Here is a 26,824-nt window from a genome sequence, read left to right on the forward strand (position 1 = left end):
AAACCGACCGGCGGGCGGTTGTTAGGAACTGGTTCAGGATCCGCAACAACTTTGGCCGTCCTGGATGGGCGGGCAGGGGACAGTGCCGTAGGAACAGAACACGCAGCAGTCGCCCGGCTTTGGCTTCAACAGGGTCTCGCAGGACGTGCACTCATAGAACCACTGGCAACTGTCTGTCGGCATGACTTCATCCTGCGCATGGCCGCAAATCGGGCAGGTGAGGGTGCTTTGAAGAACGAGATCGGTCATACGGGCCTCGGAACCAAGAAACGCCGGGCAGGCAGGCGTCGGGACGGAATCTGGTTCCCTCGGTCTGGATTGTCCAATCGCGATTGTGCGAGGGATTGCAGATCGAGTGCCTCCCAGGCGCGCCGTCCGAGTTGCGTTGAGGGGCGCTGCCCCTCAACAAGACATTCAATAAACGCGCTCAATGCGTTCTGTTGCTATTGCAACTGTTTGGCGTTGCATTCCCTTGCCATTTCGATGGCCTTGTAGGTTCCAGTCAGATCGACGGTGAATCCGAACTCTTTTTCAGGGAACACCGCCATGACCTTTTCCTTGGCTACCGCATCGACAAAGCCGGGATCGTCGGTCAGGACATATCCGCCGGAATACCCCTTGGTTATGTTCCCGCGCATGCCGGTGGCTTCTCCGACATAAAGGTTGTCGCCAAGAAGGATGGCAACGCCCTCTTTCTCGCCTTTCTTGATTTTGGTTTCGGCCTTGGTGAACACACCGACATATGCGACTCCGCGGTCGTCGGTCAGGCCCATCTGGACTACGTTCTCGGCCTCGTCGACGGCTTCGATCAGGCAGGATTTCTTTTCGTTGTCGATGAAGACCTTCCATCCCTCGACTTCGCCATATCGCTCAAATGTGTCGGCCAAAGCACTCAAAGGCGCCAATGCGCCAAATGCCAGGGCAATTGTTGTTGTACGAAAACTCAATGATTTTCCTCCATGTTCCGGCGCCCGGTTGTCAGATAACGAAAGCCCTGACCTTGCCGGAGCGCCCCGGGGGCAATGATCGCCACGCCAGCCCGGGTTTTGTCAAACGGAAATCTCCATGCCGAGATATCCGAACTTGATCTATGTCATGCAGTTCTTGGAATATGAATTATATTCTGATAGCAGAATGTGAAATCCGAAAGGAAACGCCATGCCTTTGAACTGGAAAACCGGAGGGCTTTTGCTGGGACTGGTCTTTTTTGCCGCCGTCCTGCTGGTCAAGCCCATCGGTGTTTCGACGCAATTCGTGATCCTTGACGGGATTGTGGCGGATATCGTCAATCCGGAACTCGTCACCCAAACGGACGAGGGGTACACCTCGACCAACGCCTATCTGGCGAAATCGGGTGGCAAATACGCCAAATCGGTTGCCAATCCGCTCAACTATTCCTTTGTCTTCGTGATCGCCATGATGATCGGCGGGTTCCTGTCTGTGCTGGCACGCGGCGGTCTGAGCGCGTCCGAACGCACCATGCCCGCCCTCTGGCGCGCCAATTTCGGGGACAGCCCGGTCAAACGCTATGCCGCCGCGTTCCTGGGCGGTTTCGTCGTTCTGTACGGCGCGCGCCTGGCGGGGGGATGCACATCCGGCCACATGATGTCGGGGATGATGCAGACGGCGCTCAGCGGTTACATCTTTGCCGCCGGAGCCTTTGCCGCCGCCATACCCGTTTCGATCATGATGTTCAGAAAGGAGGTCTGACCATGACTTCGATTCTTCTTGCCCTGCTGATCGGCGCCGCCTTTGGAGTGGTGCTTGATCGGGTGGGGGCCGCGAACCCCTCTTATATCAATGCGATGCTGAACCTGACCAATCTCAACCTTGCCAAGGCGATCCTGCTGGCGATCGGCACCGGTTCGGTCCTGATGTTTGGCGGCCAGATGCTGGGTCTGGTCGATGTGGGGCATATGTCGGTCAAGTCGGCCTATGTCGGCGTGTTTATTGGCGGTCTTTTGCTGGGCGCGGGCTGGGCGTTTTCGGGGTATTGCCCGGGCACCGGCGTTGTCGCCGCAGCATCCGGACGCAAGGATGCGCTGTTTTTCATTGCCGGCGGGTTGCTGGGCGCCGCAGCCTATATGGTGACGTATCCAGCATGGAAAGCCTCGGGTCTGTTAAGCGACATCGCCGGCGGCAAGGTCACGTTGGGCACGGTTCCGGGATCGAAGTTCGATGGGTTGACGGGGCTGCCCGGGGATGTTCTGGGCATCGCGCTTGGCCTGGTTTTCATCCTTGTGGCCTTTATCCTGCCTGAGCGGCTGGTCGGACAGGCGGCCGAGACCCAACCCGCCGAATAAGCGCCTACAGAATACGCGTGGCGACTCGCGCTATCATTCCCGCCACGTGTGTGCGGCCCGGCGTTCCGTGTTCCCGCCGGGCCGCTTTTCATTGCCCGATTCCTCCCTATGTTGGACGCAAGGACCCTGGGAGGAGCAGATGGACCGATTCGACAACAGTCCCGAAACCGCATTGCGCTGGCACCGGAAGGGTACCGGCGCGGCATTGGCGACCGTGGTCGAGACCTGGGGCAGCGCGCCCCGCCGGGTCGGAGCGCAACTGGCCATCGGTGGTGACGGGCGTATCGAGGGATCGGTTTCGGGCGGCTGCGTCGAGGGCGCGGTGATCGTCGAGGCGTTGGAGGCCATCGACGAGGGCGAGGCCCGCCTTCTGGAGTTCGGCGTCAGCGACGAAGACGCCTTTGCCGTCGGCCTGGCCTGTGGAGGCACCATCCGCGTGCTGGTGGAGCCGGTCGGATCGGTTCTGCCCGAGGTGATGCTGGCAGAACTCGTAACCGCGCGGGCCGGGCGTCAGCCGCTGGCCTATGAGGTCAACCTGGCCACCGGCCATCGGGAGTTGAAGCGCGGCGCCTATGCCGAGCGCATGCGCATGGATCGGTCGGGCTTTGAAGAGGACGGCCAGACCTTTGTGGCCGTGCACAACCCGCCCTTGCGCCTGATCGTCGTCGGTGCTGTCCATATCGCGCAGGCGCTGGTGCCGATGGCCCGCATCGCGGGTTATGACCCGGTGATCATCGACCCGCGCGAGGCGTTTGCGTCGGCCAAACGGTTTCCGGGCGAGACGATCCTCACAGACTGGCCGGACGAGGCGGTTGCAAAGCTCGGGCTGGATGCGCGCACGGCACTGGTGCTGCTGACCCATGATCCCAAACTGGATGATCCCGCGTTGAAGGCGGCCTTGCGGGCGGACGTTTTCTATGTCGGCGCGCTCGGGTCGAGCCGCACCCAAGGCAAGCGGGTGGAGCGGATGAAGGCCGCAGGTTTCAATGACGCGGATATCGCGCGCATTCACGGGCCTGTCGGTCTGGATATCGGTGCCGCGGGGCCGGCGGAAATCGCCGTTTCGGTCCTGGCCGAGATGACGGCCGTGCTGCGGGGCAAGGCGTGAAATTCGGTCCGATCCCCGTCGCGCAAGCCAAAGGCGCGATCCTCGCGCATTCGGTGAAGGCCGGTGAACGCAAGCTGCGCAAGGGCATCACGCTGGGCGCGGATCATCTGGAGGATTTGTCCCGGGCGGGTGTCGTCGAGGTGATCGTGGCGCGGATGGAACCCGGCGATTGCCACGAAAACGAGGCGGCACAAACCCTGGCCGCAGCCCTGGTGCCCGATCCCGAAAAGGCCAACGTTCGTGTGACGGAGCCGTTCACCGGTCGGGTCAACATTCTGGCCGACGGTCCCGGTGTGGTCGTGCTGGATGTTGCGGCCATCGAGAAGTTCAATCAGGTGCATCCGATGATCACCGTCGCCACTGTGCCGCAATATCAGCAGATGGACGCGGGCGGCATGGTGGCGACGATCAAGGTGATTTCCTATGCCGTGCCGGGCATCGATGTCGAACGGGCTGCATCGCTGGCGCAAGGTGCGATCCGGCTGGTTCGGCCAGTGCATGCCTCTGCCGGTCTGGTGGTCACCGACATTCCCGGCGGCCCGCCGAACGACAAGGGCATCGCATCGGTCCGCGCCCGAATCGAGACGCTGGGCATGGAACTGGCGGATATCCGGACCGTGCCGCACACGATGCAGGATCTTGCTGAGGCGCTTGCCGTGGTGCGTGGGGACATCGTCTTGATCCTCACCGGCTCGGCTACTTCGGACCCGCATGATGTTGCGCCGGACGCGGTGCGCGCCGCCGGGGGGCAAGTCGACCGGTTCGGCATGCCGGTCGATCCGGGCAACCTGCTGTTTTTGGGGCTGATTGGCGCGCGCCCGGTGATCGGCCTGCCGGGGTGCGCGCGCTCTCCGGCGTTGAACGGAGCCGACTGGGTGCTGTCGCGCGTGGCTTGCGGAATCCAAACCACTGGTGCGGATATCGCCGCCATGGGCGTGGGTGGTTTGCTCAAGGAAATCCCCACGCGTCCGCAGCCGCGCGCAGGCAAAGCAAAGTGACGCAACGGCACTTTTGGCACCGTTCCAAGCTGGCTTAGATGGTGCAGGCCAGGCGCGAAGCTTGCCCGGAAAATTGACAAATATTTTTGTTCTCAAAAGAAATTTGCCGTGTTTAACTCCGAAACAAGGGAGAAAAAATCAAAAGGGAGGATCTCATGACACAGGTCACCATGACCGTGAACGGCAAGTCCGTGAGCGGTGATGTCGAAGGCCGGACGTTGTTGTCCAGCTTTCTGCGCGATCACCTGTCGCTGACCGGAACCCATGTCGGATGTGACACCGCGCAATGCGGCGCCTGCGTGGTTCACGTCAACGGCGAGGCGGTCAAATCCTGCAACATGCTGGCGCTCGAGGCCGACGGGGCCGATGTCGGCACCATCGAGGGGCAGGCCAATGCCGACGGCTCGCTTAACGTGATCCAGCAGGCATTTCAGGATCACCACGGTTTGCAATGCGGCTTTTGCACACCCGGCATGGTGATGAGCGCATCGGCGCTGCTCAAGGACAATCCCAAACCGACCGAGGCGGAAATCCGCAAATACCTCGAAGGCAACCTGTGCCGCTGCACCGGCTACCACAACATCGTCAAGGCGATCATGGCCGCGTCCGGGCAGGACGTCGGTTCCATCGCCGCCGAATGATGCCGCTGCGGGCGTGACGACGACGCCCGTGGGAGAGGAGAGGGTGCGCAACCGCACCCGTTTATGGGAGGAGAACAAGCAATGCCCAAAGACAGTGGCATCGGAGCCAGTTCCAAGCGCCGCGAGGACGTGCGCTTTCTGACCGGAGCGGGCAATTACACCGACGACATCAATGTGCGGGGACAGGCCTATGTCTATTTCCTGCGCTCTGATATCGCACATGGAAAGATCAACAGCATCGACACCACGGACGCCGCGGCGATGCCGGGCGTGGTGCGCGTGTTCACCGGCGCCGATTTCGAAGGTGTGGGGGGCATACCCTGCGGCTGGCAGGTCAGCGACCGGCATGGAAACCCCATGCAGGAACCGCCGCACCCGATCCTGGCACAGGGCAAGGTCCGGCACGTGGGCGATCCCATCGCGGCGGTCGTGGCCGACAGCCAGGAACAGGCCCGCGACGCGGCCGAGGCCATCGTCTTTGACATCGAAGAACTGCCCGCGGTGATCGATATGAAGGCGGCGGCACAGGGCGGCGCCACCAAGGTTCACGACGATCTGACTTCGAACATCTGCTATGACTGGGTGATCGGCGAAACCGACGACGCCAAGGTGAACGAGGCATTTGCCAACGCCGCCCATGTCACCACGCTGGAACTGACCAACAACCGACTGGTCGCCAACCCGATGGAGCCGCGCGTTGCCGTGGCCGAGTACAGCCGGGGAACGGACGAATACACGCTCTACACCACCTCGCAGAACCCGCATGTGATCCGGCTTTTGATGTGCGCTTTTGTGCTGGGTCTGCCCGAGCACAAGGTCCGTGTCGTGGCCCCGGATGTGGGGGGCGGTTTCGGCTCAAAGATCTTCCACTATGCCGAAGAAGCGTTCTGCACTTTTGCGGCCAAGGCCTGCAACCGCCCGGTCAAATGGACCGCCAGCCGGTCCGAGGCCTTCCTGTCGGATGCGCAGGGCCGTGACCACGTCACCAAGATCGAACTGGCGCTGGATGCGGATAACAATTTCGTCGGGTTGCGCACGGATACCTATGCCAATCTCGGCGCGTATCTGTCGACGTTCTCCAGTTCGGTGCCCACCTATCTGCATGGCACGCTGATGGCGGGCAATTACACGACGCCGGTCATTCAGATCAACGTCAAGGGTATGTTCACCAATACCGTGCCGGTCGATGCTTATCGCGGCGCAGGTCGCCCCGAGGCGACGTTCCAGCTGGAACGGGTGATCGACAAGGCCGCGCGCGAATTGGGGGTCGATCCCATCGCGCTGCGCCGGCAGAACTTCATCACCCAGTTCCCCTATGACACGCCGGTGGCGCTGACTTATGACACCGGCAATTATCACGGCACGATGGACAAGCTTGAGGCCGCCGCCGACATCGCCGGTTTCGCCGCCCGCCGCGCGGAAAGCGAGGCCAATGGCAAGCTGCGCGGGCTGGGCATCAATTGCTATATCGAGGCTTGTGGCATCGCGCCGTCGAACATCGTGGGCATGCTGGGCGCGCGGGCAGGGCTTTATGACGCCGCGACAGTACGGGTGAACGCCACCGGCTCGATCAGCGTCATGGTAGGCGCCCACAGTCACGGGCAGGGGCACGAAACCTCGTTCCCGCAGATCGTGGCCGAGATGATCGGTATCGACGAGTCGATGATTGAAATCGTGCATGGCGACACCTCCAAGATCCCCTTCGGAATGGGGACCTATGGCTCGCGCTCGCTGGCGGTCTGTGGCTCTGCCATGGTGCGGGCGACCGAGAAGGTCATCAACAAGGCCAAGAAGATCGCGGCCCATCTGATGGAAGCCTCGGACGCGGATATCGAGCTCAAGGACGGCCAGTTCACGGTCGCGGGTACCGACAAGTCGGTGGCCTGGGGTGATGTCACGCTGACGGCCTATGTGCCGCACAACTATCCGCTGGAAGACCTTGAACCGGGGCTGGAGGAAACTGCGTTCTACGATCCGGCGAACTTCACCTATCCGGCGGGCGCCTATGCCTGCGAGGTCGAGGTCGATCCGGATACCGGCCAGGTTTCGATCCAGCGCTTCACCGCGGCGGACGATTTCGGCAATATCATCAACCCGATGATCGTTGACGGCCAGGTTCATGGCGGACTGGGCCAGGGGATCGGCCAGGCGCTGTTGGAAAACTGCGTCTATGACGAAAACGGTCAGCTGCTCAGCGCATCTTTCATGGACTATGCCATGCCGCGCGCCGATGACGTGCCGTTCTATGCGGTTGATCATTCCAGCCAGACGCCGTGCACCCACAACCCGCTGGGCGTAAAAGGCTGTGGCGAGGCCGGGGCCATCGGCTCGCCGCCTGCGGTGGTGAATGCGGTGATCGATGCGCTGCATTCGGCGGGCAAGCAGGTCGGTCATATCGACATGCCGGTCAGCCCGTCGCGCGTCTGGACCGCGATGCATGGTTGATCTGATCAGGGCGGACCGGGGGCCAGCCCCCGGACCCCCGAAGTATTTGGGAAAAGATGAAGCAGAAGCCCTGGGCTTTGAGACTTCAGGAGGACGAAATGTACAGTTTCGAATTTGAAAAACCCTCGACGATTGCCGAAGCGGTATCTGCGCTGGCTTCCGAGGAGGCGCAGGCGCTGGGTGGCGGGCAGACTTTGATCCCGACGCTCAAGCAGCGTCTGGCGGCCCCTGCCAGGCTGGTCAGCCTGAGCGGGATCTCCGAGATGCAGGGCGTGTGCGTCGAAGATGACGGCTCATTGGCGATCGGCGGTGCCACGACACATGCCACTGTGGCGCGGGAGGCGGCGGACAAATATCCGGCGCTGGCCGATCTGGCCGGCCATATCGGTGATCCGGCGGTGCGCAATCGCGGCACGATCGGCGGTTCGCTGGCCAACAATGACCCTGCGGCCTGTTATCCGGCGGCAGCGCTTGGATCGGGCGCGACCATCGTCACCAACGGGCGCCGGATTGCGGCGGATGATTTCTTTGAAGGCATGTTCACCACCACCCTGGCGGATGGCGAGATCATCACCTCGGTCCGGTTTCCGGTGCCGCAGACGGCAAGCTATCAGAAGTTCCTGCAACCTGCCTCGCGCTTTGCGCTTGTGGGGGTCTTTGTCGCCCGTTTCGCGGATGGCGTGAGGGTGGCCGTGACAGGAGCCAGCGAGAACGGCGTGTTTCGTTGGACCGAGGCGGAACAGGCGCTGAACAAGGAGTTCCGCGCGGACGCCCTGATGGATCTCAGGATCAATCACCTGAACATGATCGGGGACCTGCACGGCAGCAAGGAATACCGCGCGCATCTGGTCGGTGTCATGGCGCGGCGCGCGGTTCAGGCTGCGGGCTGAGCTCAACTCCGGGCATGACCTGCCACAAACGCAGGTTCACGCCCCACGGACGCGCGGAGGTTTCGGGGCTTTCCAATAGGCTCCGGTATCTTCGCGCATCGCCTCGTAGTCCGAGATGCGTTTGCGCGCCTCGTGCCCGCCTGCGGCGACGAGATGGCCGAGCAGGCATTCCAGCACCACCATCGCCCCGGCGAAGCAGCCGAAATGATGTTGCGACCGGGTGCTGACCGGAAACACGATGTCGGGATCGATCTTGGGGGCGATGATGTCGCTGTCGGAAACCAGAATGATCCGCGCCCCCCGTCCCCGTGCGAATCTCAGCGACTTGATGGTCTCGGCGGAATAGGGGGCCACCGTGACGGCCAGCAGGCAGTCGTCCTCATCCGCATCCAGCAGATCGTCCACCGCCGATCCCATGTGACGCGGGACCAGTTGCAACCCCGGCAGCGCCATGCGCCCGACATAGTGAAAATAATAGGCCAGCGCGTAACTGACCCGCGTCGCCGTGACAAAGCAGCGGCGCGACCGGGTCATGAAGTCGACGGCTGTTTCCACCTTGGCCGGGTCCATCTGCCGCAGCGATCGGGACACCACGTTGATCTCGTTGCGGGCCAGACCGGCCTGAACCTTTGCGATACCGTCACCCTGCGCCAGACTGTCCAGCCAATCGATGCCAAGCCGTTCCTCGCCTTCGGTGACAAGAGCGTTGCGGAACGGCGCGCGAAAGTCTTCGAACCCGTCAAAGCCCATGCGGTCGGAAAGCCGAACCAGCGAGTTCGAGCTGACACCGACCTTGTCCGCCGTCAGCCGGATCGGATCAATCCCGAAATCGCCGGGGTGGTCAATGATGTATTTCGCTACGGCCTGCAGTTGCGGCGGCAGGGTGTCAATTTCCGTCCTGAGGCGGTCGATGATTTGCAGGTGTGATTGAGTCGGCATGACAAAACAAAAACATATGTTCTTATTTTTTCAAGTTGAAAACGTCGGCGGCTCCTTTCATGTAAACCACGATGCCTTCTTACCGGATGAACGTCTTGGAAAATGCCCGCACAACGCCTCAGGAAAAAAAGCGAGATCCCTACCTGCTGGTCGCGATGAACGGTGCGCGCCGAACTCATGCGGACCATCCGGCAGTTCCGCTGAGCCTTGATGAGATCGTGGCGAGCGCAGGTGCCTGTCACGCGGCCGGGGCGCAGGGGGTGCATCTGCATGTGCGCGATGATGAAGGCCGCCATTCGCTGGACGCCGGGCGCTATCGCGAGGTCATCGAGGAGCTTCGGCGAAAGGTCCCCACCATGGACATCCAGATCACCACCGAATCCGCCGGCCTTTATGATGTTCCCGAGCAACTGCATTGCCTGACACAGGTGCAGCCCGAATGGGCCTCGGTCTCGGTGCGTGAAGTTGCGCGCGCGCCGGACCTCGCAGACAGGATTTACGGGGCCTGCGCTGAACAGGACACGCGTGTTCAGCATATTGTCTATGACAAAAAGGATGCCGCACTGCTGGATCTCTGGCAGGCCAGGGGAACCGTGCGTCCGGAACAAGTGGATCGGTTGTTCGTTCTGGGCCGTTACACGGCGGGTCAGAAATCATGCCCGGACGATTTGAAGCCTTTCCTGCCAACGGGTGCGCCGTGGATGGTCTGTGCCTTTGGGCCCGATGAACACACCTGCCTGATCGAAGCGGCCCGACGCGGGGGCGATCTGAGGGTTGGATTTGAAAACAGCCTGACCGATTCTGAAAACACCCCCTGGGCCGACAACGCCGCTTCGGTTGCGGCCCTTGTTCAAGCGCTCGAAAGGAGCCGGATATGAGCCATGTATTCCCCCGCCACACCAAATCGGTTTTGCCTGTCGCCGTGGGCGGTGACGGCTGTTACCTGATCGACGCGGCGGGCAAACGCTATTTGGACTGCGGAGACGCCGCGGTATCCTGCCTTGGACATTCGAACCAGAACGTGATCCGCGCGGTTCAGGAACAGGTGGAAAAGCTGGCTTTTGCCCATACGGGCTTCATGACTTCGGACCCGGCTGAACGGCTGGCGGATTTGCTCATCGAACATGCGCCGGGAGATCTTGACCGGGTCTATTTCGTCTCGGGCGGGTCCGAGGCGACCGAGGCCGCAATCAAGCTGGCGCGACAGTATTTCCTGGAAACCGGACAGCCAGAGCGCCGCCGCGTGATCGCCCGTCGGCAAAGCTATCACGGCAACACGTTGGGGGCGCTTTCGGCAGGGGGCAACGCCTGGCGTCGGGCACAGTTCGCGCCGCTGTTGATCGAGATGAGCCACATCCCGGCCTGCTACGAATACGCTGAAAAGCCCGAGGGCGAGAGCAGTTTTGACTATGGTCAGCGGGTCGCGAGCGAGCTGGAGGCCGAAATCCTGCGCCTTGGGCCGGAAACCGTTATGGCTTTCATGGCGGAACCCGTCGTTGGCGCAACCCTTGGGGCGGTGCCTGCGGTCGAGGGGTATTTCAAACGCATCCGCGAGATCTGCGATCAGTATGGTGTGCTGCTGATTCTCGACGAGGTGATGTGCGGTATGGGGCGCACCGGGCACCTGTTCGCCTGTGACCATGAGGGCACAGCACCGGATATCCTGTGCATCGCCAAGGGGTTGGGGGCCGGGTATCAGCCGATCGGTGCAATGCTTTGCAGCAAGACGATCTATGCCGCGATCCGCGACGGGTCGGGGTTTTTCCAGCATGGGCATACCTATGTCGGTCATCCCGTGGCAACCGCCGCCGCCCTGGAGGTGGTGACCGAGTTGACCTCGAAAGACCTGCCAGCGCGGGCGGGCGTCATGGGGGAAAAAATGCAGTCGGCGCTGGAAGCGGCATTTGGTCAGCACCCGCATGTCGGCGACATTCGAGGGCGGGGGCTGTTTCTCGGCATCGAACTGGTGCGCGATCGCGACAGCAAGGAGCCGTTCGATCCGTCCTTGGGGATCGCGGGCAAGGTGAAAAAGGCAGCCCTTGAAAGCGGGCTGATCTGTTATCCCATGTCCGGCACGCGTGACGGGAAAAACGGTGATCACATCCTGCTGGCGCCACCTTTCATCATTGAAGACGCGCAAATCGGTGAACTGGTTGAAAAGCTATCCATCGCTCTCGCCGAAGCAGTGCCCGGCTGAATGGCGTAAGTCGCAAAAGGCTTGAAATGGAAAACCCCGCCAGACGCTTTCTGACGGGGTCGAAACAACGAATATCAGTCGGGTTATTTCTGCGGCAGCGGGCCGATCATCATGATCATCTGACGGCCTTCCATCTTCGGCATGTTCTCAATCTTGCCGATTTCCTTGATGTCCTCGGCCACCCGTTCCAGCAGCTCACGGCCCAGATTCTGGTGGGCCATTTCACGGCCGCGGAAGCGAAGGGTGATCTTGACCTTGTCGCCGTTTTCCAGAAACTTCACGACGTTCCGCATCTTCACATCGTAATCATGCGTATCGGTGTTGGGACGGAACTTGATCTCCTTCACCTCGATGATTTTCTGTTTCTTGCGGGCTTCGCTCTCGCGTTTCTGCTGTTCGTACTTGTATTTGCCAAAGTCCATGATCTTGCAGACCGGCGGCGTGGCGTTCGGCGAGATCTCGACCAGGTCGAGACCGGCTTCTTCGGCCATTTGCAGGGCTTTTGCGGGATGAACCACCCCGACATTTTCGCCGTCAGCGCCGATCAGGCGGATTTCGGGGGCACGGATCTTTTCGTTCACGCGCGGGCCGGTTTCGCGTTGCGGCGGCGCGTTGTGAGGTCTGCGGGCTATGGGTTCATTCCTTTGCTGATTGCAGAATAACGAGGCCGGAATTTAGACCGGCGCGTCAGCCGTTTCAAGCGGCTTCGCGCCGGCAAAGGCGGAAATATCGTCTATATGTCACAATGATACTGTGAAGAGTCCCGACAAATCGGGGGTTCTCGCCGTCTTACCCGACAAAGGCCTTTTCGATCACGAACTCTTTGGGTTCGGAATTCGCGCCCTCGCGCAGGCCGAACTCTTCGAGGATCGCCTTGATGTCGTGGTTGAACGCCAGCGAGCCACAGACCATCGCACGATCCGTTTCGGGCTTGATGCCGCCGTCGATGCCCAGATCGGCAAACACCGTGCCATCTTTCAACAGGTTGGTGATGCGGCCCATCTTGGGGCTCTCTTCGCGCGTGGTGGTGGGGTAATAGCGGATCTTGTTCCCAAAGCCTTCGCCGATCAGTTCGGCCAGCATTTCGTCCTGCTTGATGCTTTCGATCAACTGGCGGCCATATTCCAGTTCGGCCACGTCGCGGCAGGTGTGGGTGATGATCACCTCGTCGTAATCCTCGTAGGTCTGCGGCTCGCGCAGCAGCGAGGCGAACGGGGCAAAACCGGTGCCGGTGGCAAAGAACCAGATTCGCTTGCCGGGCAGCAGCGCGTCATGCACCAGCGTGCCCACGGGCTTGGGCCGCAGGATGATCTGGTCGCCGGGCTTGATATGCTGCAGCTTCGAGGTCAGCGGGCCATCCTGGACCTTGATCGAGTAAAACTCCAGTTCTTCGTCCCATGACGGCGAGGCAATCGAATAGGCGCGCAGCAGCGGTTTGCCGTTGTCACCCAGCAGGCCGATCATCACGAACTCGCCCGAGCGGAACCGCAGCGATCGAGGGCGCGACACCTTGAACGAGAACAGGCGGTCGGTCCAGTGTTTCACATCCAGAACGGTCTGGGCGTCGGGCAGGACGGGGGCTTTGACTGCGGTGGCTTCGGTCACGGATTTCATCTCTGTCATCGTTTCACTACCGGCCTGCTAGACCGGCGCCTCTCCATATTCTTTGATATACGTCATGAAAAGGGGAAAGTCTCCCCTTTTGTTAGTGTACAAATGATTGTGATGATCAGCCGCGCAGGCGGGACTGATAGTTGTGAGACTGCCAGTCGGCACGGGCCAGCCACTGATCCTCGGGCTGGCGGTTGGCAAGATTATGGTCGATCTCGACTTCATCAAATCCGCTGCGCCGTGCCATCGCATACTGGTCTGCCAGTACATGCCCCTTGGCGCGCAACCGGCCCGCATAGCCTTTCAGGCGCAGGGTGCGGGCAATGGTAAAGCCGCGGCCGTCGGCGAAGGAGGGGAAATCCACCCGCACCATCCGGGTGTTGCCCAAACGGTCGTACAGCTCGTCCGGGTCGGTATCCGAACTTACATCGAGTGCCACTACATCGTTTGCGGCATCGTCGAGGGTGACAAAGCCGTCGGTCCAGTCATCTGGGGCAAAGCCCTCATCGGTCACGATTACATTCATTTCGTCTCTCCAACGCGGACCATCTTGCCATCTACAAAATGGATGCCGCATTCTTCCTTGTTCTGATCGCGCCAGCGTCCGGCGCGGGGGTCTTCGCCTTGCTTGACGACTGATGTACAGGGCGCACAACCGATCGACGGATAGCCCTTGGCCACCAGCGGGTGCCGGGGCAGGTTGTTTTCTTCCATATAGGCGCGCACATCCTCGGGCGCCCAATGGGCCAGCGGGTTGACCTTGATCCGTCCGGTACCGTCCTCGACCTCGAAGAAATCGAGCGTCGCGCGCGTGCCCGACTGGAACCGTTTGCGCCCGGTGATCCAGCCGTCATAGCCCGCAAGCGCCCGTTGCAGAGGAATGGTCTTGCGCAGTGTGCAGCAGGCATCGGTATCCCGCAGACGCAGAGCGCCGTAAGGGTCGGAACGATCCAGATCCTCTTGATCCGCGCGTATGATCCGCACATTGCGCAGGCCCAGCCTTTCGCTGACCTCCTGCTGATAGATCAGCGTTTCGGTGAACAGCATCAGCGTATCGACAAACAGCACCGGTGTGGCCTTGTCGATCACCGCCGCCATGTGCAGCAGCACAACCGATTCCGCGCCAAAGCTGGATACCAGGACGATCTCGCCAGCCTCATCCAGTGCGCCATGCATGACGTCATGGGCGCTGTGGTGACGGAACCGGGCATTGAGCGCATCGACCTTTTCGGTCAGCGCGCTGCGATCCTTGCCCAGTTCGGTCTGGATCTCGTCAAGCGGCATTGGCCCGAGCCTCGGGGTAGAGGGCAGCCTTGAACGGTGCCATGCCCAGACGGCGGTAAGCCTGCAGGAAGCTTTCGTCGGCCCCGTCGCGCAGGTCGAGATAGGCGTAAACCAGACGTTCCACTGCCGGAACTATCTCGTCATAGGCAAAACCGGGTCCGACCCGCTCGCCAATCGCGGCGGTTTCGGTTGCGTCGCCGCCCAGCGTGATCTGGTAGTTTTCCACGCCCGCGCGGTCGAGGCCCAGAATTCCGATATGACCGACATGGTGGTGACCACAGGCGTTGATGCAGCCCGAGATCTTGATCTTCAGTTCGCCGATGTCGTTTTCCAGCTTCAGTTCTTCGAACCGGGTTGCAATCTGTTGTGCGACCGGGATCGACCGCGCCGTCGCCAGCGCGCAATAATCCATACCGGGGCAGGCGATAATGTCACTGATCAGGCCGATATTGGCGGTGGCCAGTTCGTATTCCTTCAGCTTCGCATGGATCGTGGGCAGGTCCGACTTGTGAACATGCGGCAGGATCACGTTCTGCTCGTGGCTGATGCGCAACTCGTCATAGGCGAACTCTTCGGCCAGATCGGCCATCACGCGCATCTGCTCGGCAGTTGCGTCACCCGGCGTCTGGCCATGCTTCTTGATCGAGATCGTGACAATCGCGTGGTCCGCGTTTTTGTGCGGCGCGATGTTGGTATCGACCCACGAGCGGAAAACCGGGTCGTTGGTATAGGCGCTTTCAAACGACGCGACCGAAGCTTGGCGGAAGGCAGGCGGCGCAAAGTGGCCCTTGATCTCTTCCAGCAGGTTCATATCCGCGCCTTTGAACTGCGGGCGCACCTTCAGAAATCGTTCGTTGACCTTGGCGCGGATAGCGTCGATGCCATGCTCGTGCACGGTGATCTTGATGCGCGCCTTGTACTTGTTGTCGCGGCGGCCGATCTGGTTCCACACGGAAACGGTGGCTTCAAGATAGGCCAGCAGATCATCAAAGGCGACGAACTCGGACAATTCCTTGCCGATCATGGGTGTCCGACCCAGACCACCGCCGACGATGACACGGGCGCCCAGTACCCCGTCACGTTCGACCAGTTGCAGGCCGATGTCATGCGCCTTGATCACGGCGCGGTCGTTTTCGGACCCGGTGATGGCAATCTTGAACTTGCGCGGCATGAACTGGAATTCCGGGTGGTCGGTCGACCACTGACGCAGAAGCTCCGCATACGGGCGTGGATCAGCGACCTCATCTGCGGCGGCACCCGCAAAGTGGTCGGCGGTCACGTTTCGGATGGTGTTGCCGCTGGTCTGAATGGCGTGCATGCCAACTTCGGCCAGCGCATCCAGCATGTCCGGCACGTCCTTCAGCTTGGGCCAGTTATACTGGATGTTCTGCCGCGTGGTGAAATGGCCATAGCCCTTGTCCCACTTCTCGGCCAGCAGGGCCAGTTGCCGCATTTGCGCGCTGTTGAGCGTGCCATAGGGTACCGCGACACGCAGCATATAGGCGTGCAACTGCAGATAGAGGCCATTCATCAGGCGCAGCGGCTTGAACTCATCCTCGGTCAACGACCCGTCAATGCGGCGCTCGACCTGGGCGCGGAACTGGGCGTTGCGTTCGGCGAGGAAGGCGTGATCAAACTCGGAGTAGCGATACATGGTTTGCTGTCCTTGTTGCAGCCCCGAACCCGGGGCCTAGATGGGGAGAAGGGACCTGTTTCAGGTCCGGGGCTGCGGGGAAGATTCCTGTTTGCCGTGGGCATAGTTGGACGGACCAGTCCGGCGGAAATCTTCCCGGAAATGCGTTGGCTCGGGGCCGTTCGCACCCGGCAGAGCATCGGCCAGATAAACCCCGACCACCTTGCCGGTTTGCTGTTCGGCATCGAGCAGGCGCAATTGCGCGTGGGCTTCGTCGGTGATCAGCTCTGCTTCGGACAACTCGCGCGACCAGCGGTCGTCCTCGGTCAGATAAACGACGTCGCCTTCCAGCAGATCATTGGCGGTGACGATTTTGGGCGTGAATGCGCGGGCCATCAGGTAAACTCCTTGTTAAAAATCCGTCACGTCCCGACCCGCGACAAGCGGTCGGGGGGCTGTCAAAATCAGGGTGTCCAAGTTGGCGTACGTCGTGGGCATTGGTAGTCCGTGCGATGTGTTTGACTTGCTCTGCAATATAGGAAATATTCCCGATAATTCGCCATACGGGCGAATAAATAAGGACGCATGTTCCGGTTTTATAAGAAAACGGAACATTGGTTTCGAATATGGGGAAAAACAGGAATGACGATGCGCCTGGACGACACGGATCGAAAAATTTTGGCCGAGCTGCAACGCGATGCCAGCCAGTCTCTGGACGAAATCGCCAGCCGCGTGGGCAGTTCCAAGACCCCGGTCTGGAATCGAATCCGCAAGCTCAAAAGCGCGGGCGTGATCGGGCAGCAGACGGTTTTGCTGGATGCCGAGGCGCTGGGGTTCGAAGCCACGTTCTTTGTACTCATCCGCACCTCCGAGCATGAGGCCGAATGGCAGAAACGGTTTCTGCAAGCCTTGCGAGATCGCCCCGAAGTGCAGGAGGCCCACCGCCTGGCGGGCGACATCGACTATATCCTCAAGGTCAGGGTGAAAAACGCCCGCGCTTATGACGCTTTCTATCAGGCGTTGATTTCGGAAGTGCGCGTGCACAACGTCACCGCGTTGTTGTCGATGGAAGAGATCAAGTCCACCACGATGCTGCCGCTTGACGCGCTGTCAGATGGCTGAGGTCGCCAACTAACACCGGACCATCAGCGACTCGAGTCCGTGGAAATGATAGCTGTTGGAATACCTTGGCTTTCCAACAAGGTGCAGGCCGGGGCAGCGTTCGAACAGGATCGGCAGCGCGATCCGCATTTCCAGCCGCGCCAGTGGTGCGCCGACGCAGAAATGCAGGCCTGCGCCAAAGCTGGTGTTGGTCTGGATCTGCCGCGACGGATCGAACAGTTCGGGCTGCTGCCACATCGCCGGGTCGTGGTTCGCGGCGCCCAGCAGCAGCGCCACCTGATCGCCACGTTGGAACCGATGGCCGCAGACTTCGACCGGTTCATAGGCATAGCGCGTGAACATATGCAGCGGCGGATCGAACCGCAGTATTTCCTCGACCGTTCGGTCGATCGCGCCTGGCGCAAGAACCGTCGGATCGGTTCCGGTTTCCAGCAAAGCTTTCACACCGTTGCCAAGTGCGTGAACCGTTGCCTCATGGCCGGCATTCAGCAACAGTATGCAGGTCGCGATCAATTCGTCGGTCGACAGCCGCTCGCCCTCTTCCTCGGCGGAGATGAGCCGCGTGATCAGATCGTCGCGTGGGTCCGAGCGGCGTTGCCCGACATAGTCCCGCAGAAAATCGGTGAACTCCTGCGCCGCTCGCGCCGCCGTCTCTTCCGTTTCCCGTGTCCGGCTGGCCTGGTACATCGCCACCATCGCGTGCGACCAATGCAGCAGCTGTGGCGCCATAGCTTCGGGTACCCCCAGCAGGCGGCAGATGGTGATAACCGGCACCTGGGTGCAATAGGCCTGCAACAAATCGAAAGGCCCATCTGGAAACCTGTCCGCCAGATCATGACACAGCGCTTCGATGTCGGGGGCCAGCGCCGCGATCGCGCGCGAGGTAAAGGCCCGCAGAACCAGCGCCCGCAGGCGGGTATGCCGGGGCGGCTCGGCCTCCAGCAGGCTGTGCGCCTCGACGGCCAGCCAGGGCGCAAGATGTGACGGACCCTCGGTGGCGAGTTCGACAGGAATCTCGCGCCCGAACCGCCGGTCGCGCAACAGGCCGTGAACAAGGTCATAACTCAGCGCAGCGGGCTTGCCATAGTCGGCCCAGTATACAAGCGGCCCCTCGGCCCGTGCGGCCTGATAGACCGGATAGGGGTTCTGGACAAAACCGGGTTCGGTCGGGTTCTGGTGCAGCGTCTTCATCGGCTGCACACTTGCCATGAGGCGCTGTGAATGCAAGACCCTAGAACATGCAAAGAGTCCTGATCATTCTTGGTTTCCTGTGCGCCGTCGGGCTGCTGTCCGTCGGGGTCTGGACATATGGGTATCGTCAGGCATTGTCTCAGCTCAGTGAAAAGGCCGAAGCTGATCTTGAACTTGCCGCTGACCGGCTGACCGCGCAAATGCAGGTCTATCAGGAACTGGCGGTATTGATGGCCGATCACCCCGTCTTGCGAAGGCTCGAAACGCCAGCGCAACAACAGGCGGCGCAGGCCATGCTGCTGGATGTGGCCGACAAGACCGCCGCGGAAAACATGATGTATATTGATCGGAATGGGCGGGTGCTGGCCGCGGCGCAGCCGGTCGAGCAAGACAGCATGGCCGAGCACCCCGCCTTCAAGCGCGCCATGCAGGGTGCGCTGGGCAGTGCGCATGGGTTTCTGCCGGCCAGCGGCGACAGGTTCTATACCTATGTCGCACCTGCCTTCGGCCCTTCGGGGCAGGTCGAGGGCGCGCTGATGGTCGATGCCGATGTGCAGGATGTCGAGCAGACCTGGCGTGGCAGCACCGAGACGGTGTTCTTCATCGACGCGGACGGGATCGTCTTTATTTCAAACCGGTCCGACCTGCTGTTCTGGCGTCGCGACGACGGGCAACCGGGGCTGACACCACCGGGAGGAGAGCCTGTCGATTTCGCCTCCACGCGGGTTGGCGGGCATGAGATATGGAAGCTGAACTGGGCCCGCTATCTGCCCGGTCGCGCCTTGCATCTGACGCTTGATCTGCCTGTGATCGACATGACCGCCGAAGTGCTGGTGGATGTGGGGCCGGCCCGACGACTGGCGACGTTGCAGGCGGCGGCGGTGGCGGCCATCTGCCTGGCGTTCGGCGCGATGCTTTATCTTGCCACCGAACGCCGCCGGACGCTGGCAGAGGCAAATCTGGTTCTGGAAAGCCGGGTGGCGCAACGTACCCGTGCGCTGACGGCGGCCAACACCGCCCTGCGCCGCGAGGTTGTCGAGCGGCAAGAGGCCGAGGCCGCGCTGAAGCGCGCCCAGGCGGATCTGGTGCAGGCGGGCAAGCTCAGCGCTCTGGGGCAGATGTCGGCGGGGATCAGCCACGAGCTCAACCAGCCGCTGATGGCAATTCAGCAGTTTGCCGACAATGGCGCGGCGTTTCTGGAACGTGGCAAGGATGAGCGGGCCAGTGAAAATCTGGGCCGCATCTCGCAGATGGCGGCGCGCATGGCGCGGATCATCAAGAATCTGCGCGCCTTTGCCCGCAACGAAAGCGAGCCGATGGGCAAGGTCGATCTGGTGCAGGTGCTGAACACCGCCGTTGAACTGACCGAGGCTCGCCTGCGGGCTGACGCCGTGACGCTGGACTGGCAGCCGCCCGACGCACCGGTTCTGGCCTGGGGCGGCGAGGTGCGGTTGGTGCAGGTTTTCGTCAATCTCATCAACAACGCCGCCGACGCCATGTCCGAGCATCCAGACAAGCACATCTCGATCACCTTTGCGACCGGCGACCGGCTTTCGGTTTCGGTGCGCGATACCGGTCCGGGCATCAAGGACCCGGAACGGATATTCGAGCCATTCTACACCACCAAGGCGGTCGGTACCTCAGAAGGCATGGGGCTGGGCCTGTCGATTTCGTATGGTTTGGTGCAGAGTTTCGGCGGTGAGATCAAAGGCGCGAATACGCCGGATGGCGCCGAATTCACGGTCGAACTGGACCATTATCGCGAGGAACAGGCCGCATGATCCGCAAGGTTCTTTTGGTGGATGACGATGCGGCGGTGCGCGAGGCGCTGGGTCAGACGCTGGAGCTGGCGGATTACGAAGCTATAACAGCCAGTTCCTTTGTTGCCGCCAAGGATCATATCCGCCCGGATTTTCCCGGTGTGATCCTGTCCGATATCCGCATGCCCGGGCGCGACGGGTTTCACCTGTTGGGATATGCGCAAGGCATCGACCCGGACTTGCCGGTGATCCTGCTGACCGGCGAGGGCGACATTCCGATGGCGGTTCAGGCGATGGGGCAGGGGGCATTCGACTTTCTCGAAAAACCCTGCGCTTCTGCCGATCTTCTGGACGTTCTGGAACGGGCTTTCGATATCAGGTCGGCCGTACTGGAAGACCGGGCGCTGAAACGGCAACTGGAAAGCGGCGACCCGGCGGCGCGGATGCTCTTTGGCGTGTCGGCCCAGGCCGAAGCGCTGCGGGAAAAGGTTCGCAGCGTTGCGCCAACAAGGGCCGAGGTGCTGGTAACCGGCCCGCCGGGCAGCGGCATTTCAAAGGTGGCCGAAGTCATTCACCTGATGTCGCCCTCGGCTCAGGGACCTTTCGTGAAGCGGCCCGCCTCCGGTCTGGATGCCGAGGAGTTTTCCCGGCTTTGCAATGATGCGGCTGGCGGGTCGATTTATCTTGACGAGGTTTCCGCCATGCCCGAAGCGACCCAATACGCCGTTCTGGAACGGCTGGAGCAGGGGGCGGGACTGCGCGTTCTGGCCGGAACCACCAGCGATCTGGCCAATCTTGCCGCCGGCGGCAAGTTCAATCCGGACCTGTTCTATCGCCTTGATGTGATGCGCGTTCGCATTCCGTCGCTGTCCGAACGTCCCGAAGATATCCCGGTGATTTTTCGCCACTATGTCGGGCAGGCCGCCGAACAGGCCGGCATCCCGGAACCTGAAATCAGCCAGGATCATCTGGCCGGGTTGATGGCGCAGGACTGGCCAGGCAATGCGCGCTCGCTCATGTCGGCGGCCATGCGGTTTGTTCTGGGAATGCCCGAAGATGTCGCGCAGGCATCTGACCTTGGGCTGACGGAACAGATGGCAAGGGTGGAACGCAGCCTTTTGACGGCGGCACTTGGACGGCACAACGGCAGGGCGGCCGAAGCGGCGAAGGCGCTGAAACTTCCAAGAAAGACATTTTACGACAAGCTCGCCAAATATGGCATTCGTCCCGACGCTTACCGCCGCTGACGGCGTCGGAAAATGGTCCGACACACCTGCCGGGGAAGACTGTCCAAGTCGACCCTTGGCGTATTCCCGACTTGACTGAACCGCAGACCTGCCCGTTACTGAAGGTCAAGGGAGGCCAGAATGGGAAAAAAGTCAAAGTCCGAATTGGCGGCCGAAGCCAAGGAAGTGTCCGGCATCATCGCGGCAGCCCGAAAGATCAGGCACAACTTTGCCCTGTTTCATGGGCCGGACGACCTGATCTTCAAAGCGCATAAGTCCAAGAACAAGTCCGCGCTCAGAAAGATGGCCAAGGACGATGGCGCCGGTGCAAAAGGCGCCGTGGGCGCGCTCGAAGTTGACGGGAAGATTGCCGACCTGATTGTCGAAGACCCCGACTCGACGCCAGCGAACTTTGCCAAGACCTTTCGCAAATATCTCAGCGCTCGTGGCATCAAGATGAAAGTGCGCTTGCTGTCCGAGACGGGCGATGTCATCGACGACGGCGACGAAGAGGACACAGGCAAACCGGATGCGCCCGCAGAACTTGGCGACGACATCGAGAAGGTGCTGGAAAAGATCGCCAGCCATTTCGATGCAATGAAGGTGCCCCTGGTGCGCAGCCTGAATTCCGCGCCTCCCGATCATCGCGAAAAGATGGCCAAGGTGGCTGCCCTCTATAAAAAGGCAATGACCGCAAAAAGCCCGGATAACGCGGTCAAGGCGCTGACTGCGTTGCGGAAACTGGTCATGTCCACACCGTCGGCGGTGCGGCTGTCCGACTGCCTGAAATCCGCTGGCGAGGATCCGAAGGAACTCGGAAAACTGGACGGGATGGTCAAATCCTGCGCGGCACGCGTCAAGGCTGAACCGGAATTCATGGATCAGGCCTTTCCCGAAATGCGTGACATGCGAAAGGCATTGAAAGGTGCGCTGTCCAGGAAACCACCACCCGACAACGCGACCGAACTTCAGGCGATCAAAGACGAGATGGATGCGCTGTTTTTCGATCACGTGGACAAGCCGCCCAAGGCGCATGGCCCAGAATGCCATGGGCCGGGATTGTCGATCCAAAACCAGGAAGACCGGATATTAAAGAAAAAGAACCCGCGCACCGGAAAAAAGTTCAAGGGCAAACCGGTTCACAAGGCCTCGAACTTCACCGACAAGGGCGCCTATGTCGACAGCCAGATGGCCTTGCGGACACAGGCGTTGGCGCATATCGAAACCAACAAGATTTCGCCACCGCCGAAAGGGGCTCAACCCGTCAGGTTGGTACCGCCGATGGAAGCAAAGCTGGTTGATGTCCTTGGCGCGCAATGGAAAAACTACGTTCAAGGGGTCAAGCGCAAGAAGAAGAAAGGTCAGCCCGACACCTGCATAGACGCAACCTGGGGTCCCAACAGCACGTGCAAGGCGATCTATGACCTTTTGGACGACGGAACCTTGCGATTGGTGACGCTTTATCCCAATCCGGTCGCATGACGGGGCGGACAGGAAGACCGGCAATGAAACCTGAAGACGGAGACTCAAGACATGGCTGACCGCGATCCCATGCAGGTACTGAATGACATGGCCGGTGGGTATCTGAATCCCCAGGCCTACGACCTGGAGGACCTGAAGGCGTTTCTTGAAGAGGCGCACAATGCCGAAGCTGCACAAAAGTTCAAATCCGCCCTGGCCGAGACCGTGAACGGAAATGGCATGAGCCGAGCGGCATGGGAACAAACGACGGACGACGAGTTCGATGATGACGAGGAATGGCAAGCCTATCTGGCGTCTGTTCAGGCGTTCCTGTTCAACGGTGGACCCTATCCCTTTCCCGATGACGACGAAGAATGAATTCAAGACAGGCAAGCGCATGGAATTCAGATCGTGACCATCGATCCCGAGATCTGTCAGTGGTGATCGAACGCAATCTCCGGTCACGCTCAGGATAATGTTTGGCGGCACAGTTGGGCCGCACTTCCGCAACAAGCGAATCAAGTTGTGCGAAATCCCGCACTAGGGCCGCCGAGAGAGTGCGGATTTCCGCACACGATTCGCCTCGCCCACAACGACATCCCGCGGACGGGCTATTTACCCTGTTGTAAAAAATAGAAAAAAATAAGAAGGGGGCAAGGTTTCACAAATCGTTGAGCCAAGCTTCATGATTCGCTTCACTCCCTCACAGCGGCGTCTGTCCGGCGTCCGACAGAGATTTTACTGAACTTCGGGAGGAGTAGAGAAATGAAATTCCTGACTACCGCAGCCACCGCCCTGGCGCTGTCCGTCACCGCCACCGCAGGTTTTGCCGCCTGTGATGACGGTGAAATCGTGGTCAAATTTGCCCACGTCACCAACACCGACAAGCACCCCAAGGGGATTGCAGCCTCGCTGCTGGCCGATCGGGTGAACGAAGAGATGAATGGCGTCATGTGCATGGAGGTGTTCCCCAACTCGACGCTCTACAATGACGATCAGGTCCTCGAAGCGATGCTGCAGGGCAACGTCCAACTGGCGGCCCCCTCGCTGTCCAAGTTCGAAGCCTTCACCAAGCAATTCCAGATTTTCGATCTGCCTTTCATGTTCAAGAACATCGAGGCCGTCGACGCATTCCAGAAATCCGACACCGGTCAGGCGATGAAAGAGTCGATGACACGCCGCGGATTGCTGGGACTGGAATTCTGGCATAACGGCATGAAACAGATGTCGGCCAAGAAACCTCTGATGACGCCGCAAGACGCCCAGGGTCTCAAGTTCCGCGTACAGCCCTCGGACGTGATCGTTGCCCAGATGGAAGCGCTGGGTGCCTCGCCGCAGCCGATGGCCTTTTCCGAAGTCTATGGCGCGCTGCAGACCGGCGTTGTCGACGGGCAGGAAAACACCTGGTCAAACATCTATGGCCAGAAGTTCTTTGAGGTTCAGGACGGTATCACCGAAACCAACCATGGCATCATCGACTATCTGGTCGTGACGTCGGTGGACTGGATCGACAGCCTTGATCCGGCGGTGCGCGAGCAGTTCACGACGATCCTGAGTGAAGTGTCTGATGAGCGCAACTCCGCCGTGGGCGAAGTTGATGCAAGCGCCCGCCAGTCGGTTCTGGATGCCGGTGGCGTGATCCGTGAACTGACGCCCGAACAGCGTCAGGACTGGGTCGACACGATGAAACCTGTCTGGGACAAGTTCGAGGCCGGGATCGGCGCCGACAACATTGCCAAGGCGCAGGAATTCAACGCCTCAAGCTGATGCGACGATCTGGGCGGCCCGCGATGCGGGCTGCCCTTCCTGACGCTTCGAACGAAACGCATCTTGCTCCCGGAGAGAGATCATGTCCCGTCCGTCGCATGACACGGCTGGCCAGTCGGTTTCCACACTTGGCCGCGTGATCAACAACATCGAGGAGACCGGCATCGCGGTCATTCTCGGGCTGATGACAATACTGACCTTCATCAACGTGGTGCTGCGCTACGTGTTCAACAGTTCCCTGATCTGGGGACTTGAAGTCGTCCTGATCCTGTTCGCCTGGCTGGTGATCTTCGGTATCAGTTACTGCGTGAAAATCACCGCGCATCTTGGCGTCGATGTGGTCATCAACCTTCTGAAACCTGGTGGGCGGCGCATTCTGGCGCTGGTTTCAGGCGCTTGCTGCATTGCTTATGCGATGCTTTTGCTCAAAGGGTCGTGGGATTACTGGGCGCCGTTTGCGGCATTGCAGCCAACCGAAGGCCGCTGGTTCCCGCTTGGCTTTACCGAAGGCGTTCGGGACCGGGCATTCTATGTAACCGATCAGGTTCCGATGCTGGGAATCTTCCGCTGGCTGGAACCATTGATCAACTATGGCGATACCTACGAAAAGCTGCCGCGGGTCATCCCCTATTTCATTCTGCCTTTCGGGTCGGCGCTGCTGCTGTTGCGGTTCGTGCAGGCGTTCATTGGCGTTGCCACGGGAGCCCGTGAAAGTCTGATCGTCAGTCACGAAGCTGAAGACGCCGTGGCCGAAGCCGCAGCACAGAACAAGGAATAAACCGATGGATGTTGTCATTCTGTTTGCAATGGTCATTGGTTTTTTGCTGATTGGCGTGCCGATCGCGATTTCGCTGGGCCTCAGCTCGATCATCTTTCTTCTGGCCTTCTCCGATACGTCGCTGGCCTCGATTGCGCAAAGCCTCTATCAGGCGATGGCGGGGCACTACACGCTGTTGGCAATCCCTTTCTTCATCCTTGCGTCCAGCTTCATGTCTACCGGCGGCGTGGCCAAACGCATCATCCGCTTCTCAATCGCCTGTGTCGGGCATCTGCGCGGCGGATTGGCGATTGCGGGCGTGTTTGCCTGTATGCTGTTTGCGGCGCTGTCCGGGTCCTCGCCGGCTACCGTTGTTGCCATCGGCACTATCGTGATCGCGGCCATGAGGCAGGCCGGGTATACCCGCGAATTTGCTGCGGGCGTGATCTGTAACGCCGGTACGCTGGGCATCCTGATCCCGCCCTCGATTGTCATGGTGGTCTATGCTTCGGCCACCGATGTCAGCGTGGGGCGGATGTTCCTTGCCGGGGTCATCCCAGGCGTTCTCGCCGGTCTGATGCTGATGGTCACCATCTATATCATGGCAGTCCTGCGCGGCATGCCCAAGGGCGAATGGCAGGGATGGGGAGAGGTCTGGGCATCCTTCCGCGACGCGTTCTGGGGATTGATGCTGATCGTCATCATCATGGTGGGTATCTACGGCATCCCCGGCGTCACCGGCGCGATCTTCACGCCTACCGAAGCTGCAGCCGTCGCGTCTGTCTATGCCTTCATCATTGCGATGTTCGTCTATCGTGACATCGGCCCGCTGCGCCCGCGCGAGGCACGCAGTCTTTCCGCTGCGGCGGTGACCGAGGGACTGCCCGAGCCAAAGCCGCTGTCGCTTTTGGACAAGCCTCAAGCCCTGGTCACGGCGTTCTTCCACAGCGACACCAAGCACACGCTGTTCGATGCGGCCAAGCTGACCGTCACGCTGATGTTCATCATCGCGAACGCGCTGATCCTCAAGCATGTGCTGACGGATGAACAGATACCTCAGGCCATCGCGGGGTCGATGCTGAACGCTGGTTTCGGCCCGGTGATGTTCCTGGTGATCGTCAACGTGATCCTGCTGATCGGCGGTCAGTTCATGGAGCCCTCTGGCCTGATCGTCATCGTGGCGCCGCTGGTCTTTCCGATTGCCATCGAACTGGGCATCGACCCGATCCATCTGGGCATCATCATGGTGGTCAACATGGAAATCGGCATGATCACGCCGCCAGTGGGCCTGAACCTCTTCGTCACTTCCGGCGTGGCGGGGATGCCGATGATGAGCGTGGTGCGCGCGGCGCTTCCCTTCCTCGCCGTGCTCTTCGTGTTCCTGATCATGGTGACCTATATCCCCTGGCTTTCGACACTCTTGCCGACTGCGCTAATGGGGCCGGAAATCATCGTGAAATAACACAAAACCGGACTGCTGAACAAAGCCGG

Annotated in this window: 27 protein-coding genes; 17 read left to right on the plus strand and 10 right to left on the minus strand. The window is 60.6% G+C overall.

The window, feature by feature from the left end; translation table 11 throughout:
* Positions 1–33 precede the first annotated feature (33 nt).
* Together AC2FMY_RS05010 and AC2FMY_RS05015 are read right to left on the minus strand one after the other, a co-directional pair.
* A complete protein-coding gene (locus AC2FMY_RS05010) occupies positions 34–249 on the minus strand; it encodes a GDCCVxC domain-containing (seleno)protein (RefSeq protein ID WP_480749645.1) in 216 nt (71 codons plus the stop codon).
* A 194-nt stretch (positions 250–443) separates the two neighbouring features.
* Complete coding sequence (locus tag AC2FMY_RS05015) at positions 444–947, minus strand: hypothetical protein (protein ID WP_496745925.1); 504 nt, start codon at positions 945–947, stop codon at positions 444–446.
* 211 nt (positions 948–1,158) lie between these two features.
* Here AC2FMY_RS05015 and AC2FMY_RS05020 point away from each other — a divergent pair, with 211 nt between their 5' ends.
* From AC2FMY_RS05020 to AC2FMY_RS05050, 7 genes are all read left to right on the plus strand, one after another.
* Positions 1,159–1,710, plus strand: coding sequence for a YeeE/YedE thiosulfate transporter family protein (locus AC2FMY_RS05020; protein ID WP_480749647.1), 552 nt, complete (start codon positions 1,159–1,161; stop codon positions 1,708–1,710).
* Positions 1,711–1,712: 2 nt separating this feature from the next.
* Positions 1,713–2,303, plus strand: coding sequence for a DUF6691 family protein (locus tag AC2FMY_RS05025; RefSeq protein WP_496745927.1), 591 nt, complete (start codon positions 1,713–1,715; stop codon positions 2,301–2,303).
* Between the two features lie 139 nt (positions 2,304–2,442).
* Entirely contained in the window at positions 2,443–3,411 is a 969-nt protein-coding gene (locus AC2FMY_RS05030; RefSeq protein ID WP_496745929.1) for an XdhC family protein, read from the plus strand.
* Complete coding sequence (locus tag AC2FMY_RS05035) at positions 3,408–4,409, plus strand: molybdopterin-binding protein (protein ID WP_496807071.1); 1,002 nt, start codon at positions 3,408–3,410, stop codon at positions 4,407–4,409. The genes AC2FMY_RS05030 and AC2FMY_RS05035 overlap by 4 nt, the downstream gene beginning before the upstream one ends.
* Positions 4,410–4,564: 155 nt before the next feature.
* Positions 4,565–5,050 (plus strand): (2Fe-2S)-binding protein, encoded by a 486-nt coding sequence (locus AC2FMY_RS05040; RefSeq protein WP_496745933.1) that lies wholly within the window; start codon positions 4,565–4,567, stop codon positions 5,048–5,050.
* 81 nt (positions 5,051–5,131) lie between these two features.
* Complete coding sequence (locus AC2FMY_RS05045) at positions 5,132–7,495, plus strand: xanthine dehydrogenase family protein molybdopterin-binding subunit (RefSeq protein WP_496807072.1); 2,364 nt, start codon at positions 5,132–5,134, stop codon at positions 7,493–7,495.
* A 98-nt stretch (positions 7,496–7,593) separates the two neighbouring features.
* The gene (locus AC2FMY_RS05050) at positions 7,594–8,385 is read left to right on the plus strand and encodes an FAD binding domain-containing protein (RefSeq protein ID WP_480749653.1); all 792 of its coding nucleotides are present in this window, start codon (positions 7,594–7,596) and stop codon (positions 8,383–8,385) included.
* A 36-nt stretch (positions 8,386–8,421) separates the two neighbouring features.
* Here the strand turns inward: AC2FMY_RS05050 and AC2FMY_RS05055 are convergent, their stop codons facing one another.
* Positions 8,422–9,324 (minus strand): MurR/RpiR family transcriptional regulator, encoded by a 903-nt coding sequence (locus AC2FMY_RS05055; protein ID WP_496807073.1) that lies wholly within the window; start codon positions 9,322–9,324, stop codon positions 8,422–8,424.
* Positions 9,325–9,395: 71 nt separating this feature from the next.
* Between AC2FMY_RS05055 and AC2FMY_RS05060 the strand changes: the two genes are divergently transcribed.
* Together AC2FMY_RS05060 and AC2FMY_RS05065 are read left to right on the plus strand one after the other, a co-directional pair.
* Positions 9,396–10,202: a beta-keto acid cleavage family enzyme gene (locus AC2FMY_RS05060; protein WP_496807074.1), complete on the plus strand. Its 807-nt coding sequence runs from the start codon at positions 9,396–9,398 to the stop codon at positions 10,200–10,202.
* Complete coding sequence (locus tag AC2FMY_RS05065; protein WP_496807075.1) at positions 10,199–11,521, plus strand: aspartate aminotransferase family protein; 1,323 nt, start codon at positions 10,199–10,201, stop codon at positions 11,519–11,521. Before AC2FMY_RS05060 ends, AC2FMY_RS05065 begins: the two co-directional genes overlap by 4 nt.
* An 83-nt stretch (positions 11,522–11,604) precedes the next feature.
* On the opposite strand, the gene infC is transcribed toward AC2FMY_RS05065, so the two are convergent.
* The 6 genes from infC to AC2FMY_RS05095 form a co-directional block, all read right to left on the minus strand.
* Positions 11,605–12,102 (minus strand): translation initiation factor IF-3, encoded by a 498-nt coding sequence (infC, locus tag AC2FMY_RS05070; protein WP_480749657.1) that lies wholly within the window; start codon positions 12,100–12,102, stop codon positions 11,605–11,607.
* Positions 12,103–12,310: 208 nt separating this feature from the next.
* Positions 12,311–13,144, minus strand: coding sequence for a ferredoxin--NADP reductase (locus AC2FMY_RS05075; protein WP_496745943.1), 834 nt, complete (start codon positions 13,142–13,144; stop codon positions 12,311–12,313).
* A 106-nt stretch (positions 13,145–13,250) separates the two neighbouring features.
* Positions 13,251–13,658 (minus strand): DUF934 domain-containing protein, encoded by a 408-nt coding sequence (locus tag AC2FMY_RS05080; RefSeq protein WP_496745945.1) that lies wholly within the window; start codon positions 13,656–13,658, stop codon positions 13,251–13,253.
* Complete coding sequence (locus tag AC2FMY_RS05085) at positions 13,655–14,416, minus strand: phosphoadenylyl-sulfate reductase (protein ID WP_496745947.1); 762 nt, start codon at positions 14,414–14,416, stop codon at positions 13,655–13,657. Before AC2FMY_RS05085 ends, AC2FMY_RS05080 begins: the two co-directional genes overlap by 4 nt.
* On the minus strand, positions 14,406–16,070 hold the full coding sequence (locus AC2FMY_RS05090; RefSeq protein ID WP_496745949.1) for a nitrite/sulfite reductase: 1,665 nt from the start codon (positions 16,068–16,070) through the stop codon (positions 14,406–14,408). Before AC2FMY_RS05090 ends, AC2FMY_RS05085 begins: the two co-directional genes overlap by 11 nt.
* 60 nt (positions 16,071–16,130) lie before the next feature.
* Positions 16,131–16,445 carry a DUF2849 domain-containing protein gene (locus tag AC2FMY_RS05095; RefSeq protein ID WP_480749662.1) on the minus strand — a complete coding sequence of 105 codons (315 nt, stop codon included), beginning with the start codon at positions 16,443–16,445 and terminating at the stop codon, positions 16,131–16,133.
* A gap of 246 nt (positions 16,446–16,691) precedes the next feature.
* Between AC2FMY_RS05095 and AC2FMY_RS05100 the strand changes: the two genes are divergently transcribed.
* Positions 16,692–17,171 carry an Lrp/AsnC family transcriptional regulator gene (locus tag AC2FMY_RS05100; protein ID WP_480749663.1) on the plus strand — a complete coding sequence of 160 codons (480 nt, stop codon included), beginning with the start codon at positions 16,692–16,694 and terminating at the stop codon, positions 17,169–17,171.
* Between the two features lie 9 nt (positions 17,172–17,180).
* Here the strand turns inward: AC2FMY_RS05100 and AC2FMY_RS05105 are convergent, their stop codons facing one another.
* Positions 17,181–18,362, minus strand: a complete 1,182-nt coding sequence (locus AC2FMY_RS05105) for a cytochrome P450 (RefSeq protein WP_496745964.1) — start codon at positions 18,360–18,362, stop codon at positions 17,181–17,183.
* A 47-nt stretch (positions 18,363–18,409) separates the two neighbouring features.
* Here AC2FMY_RS05105 and AC2FMY_RS05110 point away from each other — a divergent pair, with 47 nt between their 5' ends.
* From AC2FMY_RS05110 to AC2FMY_RS05140, 7 genes are all read left to right on the plus strand, one after another.
* Positions 18,410–20,143 carry a sensor histidine kinase gene (locus tag AC2FMY_RS05110; RefSeq protein ID WP_496745952.1) on the plus strand — a complete coding sequence of 578 codons (1,734 nt, stop codon included), beginning with the start codon at positions 18,410–18,412 and terminating at the stop codon, positions 20,141–20,143.
* Positions 20,140–21,369, plus strand: a complete 1,230-nt coding sequence (locus AC2FMY_RS05115; protein ID WP_480749665.1) for a sigma-54-dependent transcriptional regulator — start codon at positions 20,140–20,142, stop codon at positions 21,367–21,369. Before AC2FMY_RS05110 ends, AC2FMY_RS05115 begins: the two co-directional genes overlap by 4 nt.
* A 120-nt stretch (positions 21,370–21,489) precedes the next feature.
* Positions 21,490–22,830 (plus strand): hypothetical protein, encoded by a 1,341-nt coding sequence (locus tag AC2FMY_RS05120; RefSeq protein ID WP_496745954.1) that lies wholly within the window; start codon positions 21,490–21,492, stop codon positions 22,828–22,830.
* Positions 22,831–22,881: 51 nt separating this feature from the next.
* The gene (locus AC2FMY_RS05125; protein ID WP_480749667.1) at positions 22,882–23,187 is read left to right on the plus strand and encodes a hypothetical protein; all 306 of its coding nucleotides are present in this window, start codon (positions 22,882–22,884) and stop codon (positions 23,185–23,187) included.
* A 387-nt stretch (positions 23,188–23,574) separates the two neighbouring features.
* Positions 23,575–24,576, plus strand: a complete 1,002-nt coding sequence (locus AC2FMY_RS05130; protein WP_480749668.1) for a DctP family TRAP transporter solute-binding subunit — start codon at positions 23,575–23,577, stop codon at positions 24,574–24,576.
* Positions 24,577–24,658: 82 nt separating this feature from the next.
* Positions 24,659–25,354 (plus strand): TRAP transporter small permease, encoded by a 696-nt coding sequence (locus AC2FMY_RS05135; RefSeq protein WP_496745957.1) that lies wholly within the window; start codon positions 24,659–24,661, stop codon positions 25,352–25,354.
* A 4-nt stretch (positions 25,355–25,358) separates the two neighbouring features.
* Positions 25,359–26,795, plus strand: a complete 1,437-nt coding sequence (locus AC2FMY_RS05140) for a TRAP transporter large permease (RefSeq protein WP_496745959.1) — start codon at positions 25,359–25,361, stop codon at positions 26,793–26,795.
* Positions 26,796–26,824: the final 29 nt, after the last annotated feature.

This window comes from Ruegeria sp. YKSE079 (assembly GCF_059612845.1).

Excerpts from the sequence above, each read along its gene's own strand:
- AC2FMY_RS05115 (WP_480749665.1), top strand. The coding sequence starts at position 20,140 with ATGATCCGCAAGGTTCTTTTGGTGGATGACGATGCGGCGGTGCGCGAG.
- AC2FMY_RS05140 (WP_496745959.1), top strand. The coding sequence starts at position 25,359 with ATGGATGTTGTCATTCTGTTTGCAATGGTCATTGGTTTTTTGCTGATT.
- AC2FMY_RS05020 (WP_480749647.1), top strand. The coding sequence starts at position 1,159 with ATGCCTTTGAACTGGAAAACCGGAGGGCTTTTGCTGGGACTGGTCTTT.
- AC2FMY_RS05075 (WP_496745943.1), bottom strand. The coding sequence starts at position 13,144 with ATGACAGAGATGAAATCCGTGACCGAAGCCACCGCAGTCAAAGCCCCC.
- AC2FMY_RS05025 (WP_496745927.1), top strand. The coding sequence starts at position 1,713 with ATGACTTCGATTCTTCTTGCCCTGCTGATCGGCGCCGCCTTTGGAGTG.
- AC2FMY_RS05135 (WP_496745957.1), top strand. The coding sequence starts at position 24,659 with ATGTCCCGTCCGTCGCATGACACGGCTGGCCAGTCGGTTTCCACACTT.
- AC2FMY_RS05105 (WP_496745964.1), bottom strand. The coding sequence starts at position 18,362 with ATGAAGACGCTGCACCAGAACCCGACCGAACCCGGTTTTGTCCAGAAC.
- AC2FMY_RS05110 (WP_496745952.1), top strand. The coding sequence starts at position 18,410 with ATGCAAAGAGTCCTGATCATTCTTGGTTTCCTGTGCGCCGTCGGGCTG.
- AC2FMY_RS05120 (WP_496745954.1), top strand. The coding sequence starts at position 21,490 with ATGGGAAAAAAGTCAAAGTCCGAATTGGCGGCCGAAGCCAAGGAAGTG.
- AC2FMY_RS05100 (WP_480749663.1), top strand. The coding sequence starts at position 16,692 with ATGACGATGCGCCTGGACGACACGGATCGAAAAATTTTGGCCGAGCTG.
- AC2FMY_RS05080 (WP_496745945.1), bottom strand. The coding sequence starts at position 13,658 with ATGAATGTAATCGTGACCGATGAGGGCTTTGCCCCAGATGACTGGACC.
- AC2FMY_RS05130 (WP_480749668.1), top strand. The coding sequence starts at position 23,575 with ATGAAATTCCTGACTACCGCAGCCACCGCCCTGGCGCTGTCCGTCACC.
- AC2FMY_RS05095 (WP_480749662.1), bottom strand. The coding sequence starts at position 16,445 with ATGGCCCGCGCATTCACGCCCAAAATCGTCACCGCCAATGATCTGCTG.
- AC2FMY_RS05040 (WP_496745933.1), top strand. The coding sequence starts at position 4,565 with ATGACACAGGTCACCATGACCGTGAACGGCAAGTCCGTGAGCGGTGAT.
- AC2FMY_RS05055 (WP_496807073.1), bottom strand. The coding sequence starts at position 9,324 with ATGCCGACTCAATCACACCTGCAAATCATCGACCGCCTCAGGACGGAA.
- AC2FMY_RS05090 (WP_496745949.1), bottom strand. The coding sequence starts at position 16,070 with ATGTATCGCTACTCCGAGTTTGATCACGCCTTCCTCGCCGAACGCAAC.
- AC2FMY_RS05010 (WP_480749645.1), bottom strand. The coding sequence starts at position 249 with ATGACCGATCTCGTTCTTCAAAGCACCCTCACCTGCCCGATTTGCGGC.
- AC2FMY_RS05085 (WP_496745947.1), bottom strand. The coding sequence starts at position 14,416 with ATGCCGCTTGACGAGATCCAGACCGAACTGGGCAAGGATCGCAGCGCG.
- AC2FMY_RS05050 (WP_480749653.1), top strand. The coding sequence starts at position 7,594 with ATGTACAGTTTCGAATTTGAAAAACCCTCGACGATTGCCGAAGCGGTA.
- AC2FMY_RS05045 (WP_496807072.1), top strand. The coding sequence starts at position 5,132 with ATGCCCAAAGACAGTGGCATCGGAGCCAGTTCCAAGCGCCGCGAGGAC.
- AC2FMY_RS05030 (WP_496745929.1), top strand. The coding sequence starts at position 2,443 with ATGGACCGATTCGACAACAGTCCCGAAACCGCATTGCGCTGGCACCGG.
- AC2FMY_RS05060 (WP_496807074.1), top strand. The coding sequence starts at position 9,396 with ATGCCTTCTTACCGGATGAACGTCTTGGAAAATGCCCGCACAACGCCT.
- AC2FMY_RS05065 (WP_496807075.1), top strand. The coding sequence starts at position 10,199 with ATGAGCCATGTATTCCCCCGCCACACCAAATCGGTTTTGCCTGTCGCC.
- AC2FMY_RS05125 (WP_480749667.1), top strand. The coding sequence starts at position 22,882 with ATGGCTGACCGCGATCCCATGCAGGTACTGAATGACATGGCCGGTGGG.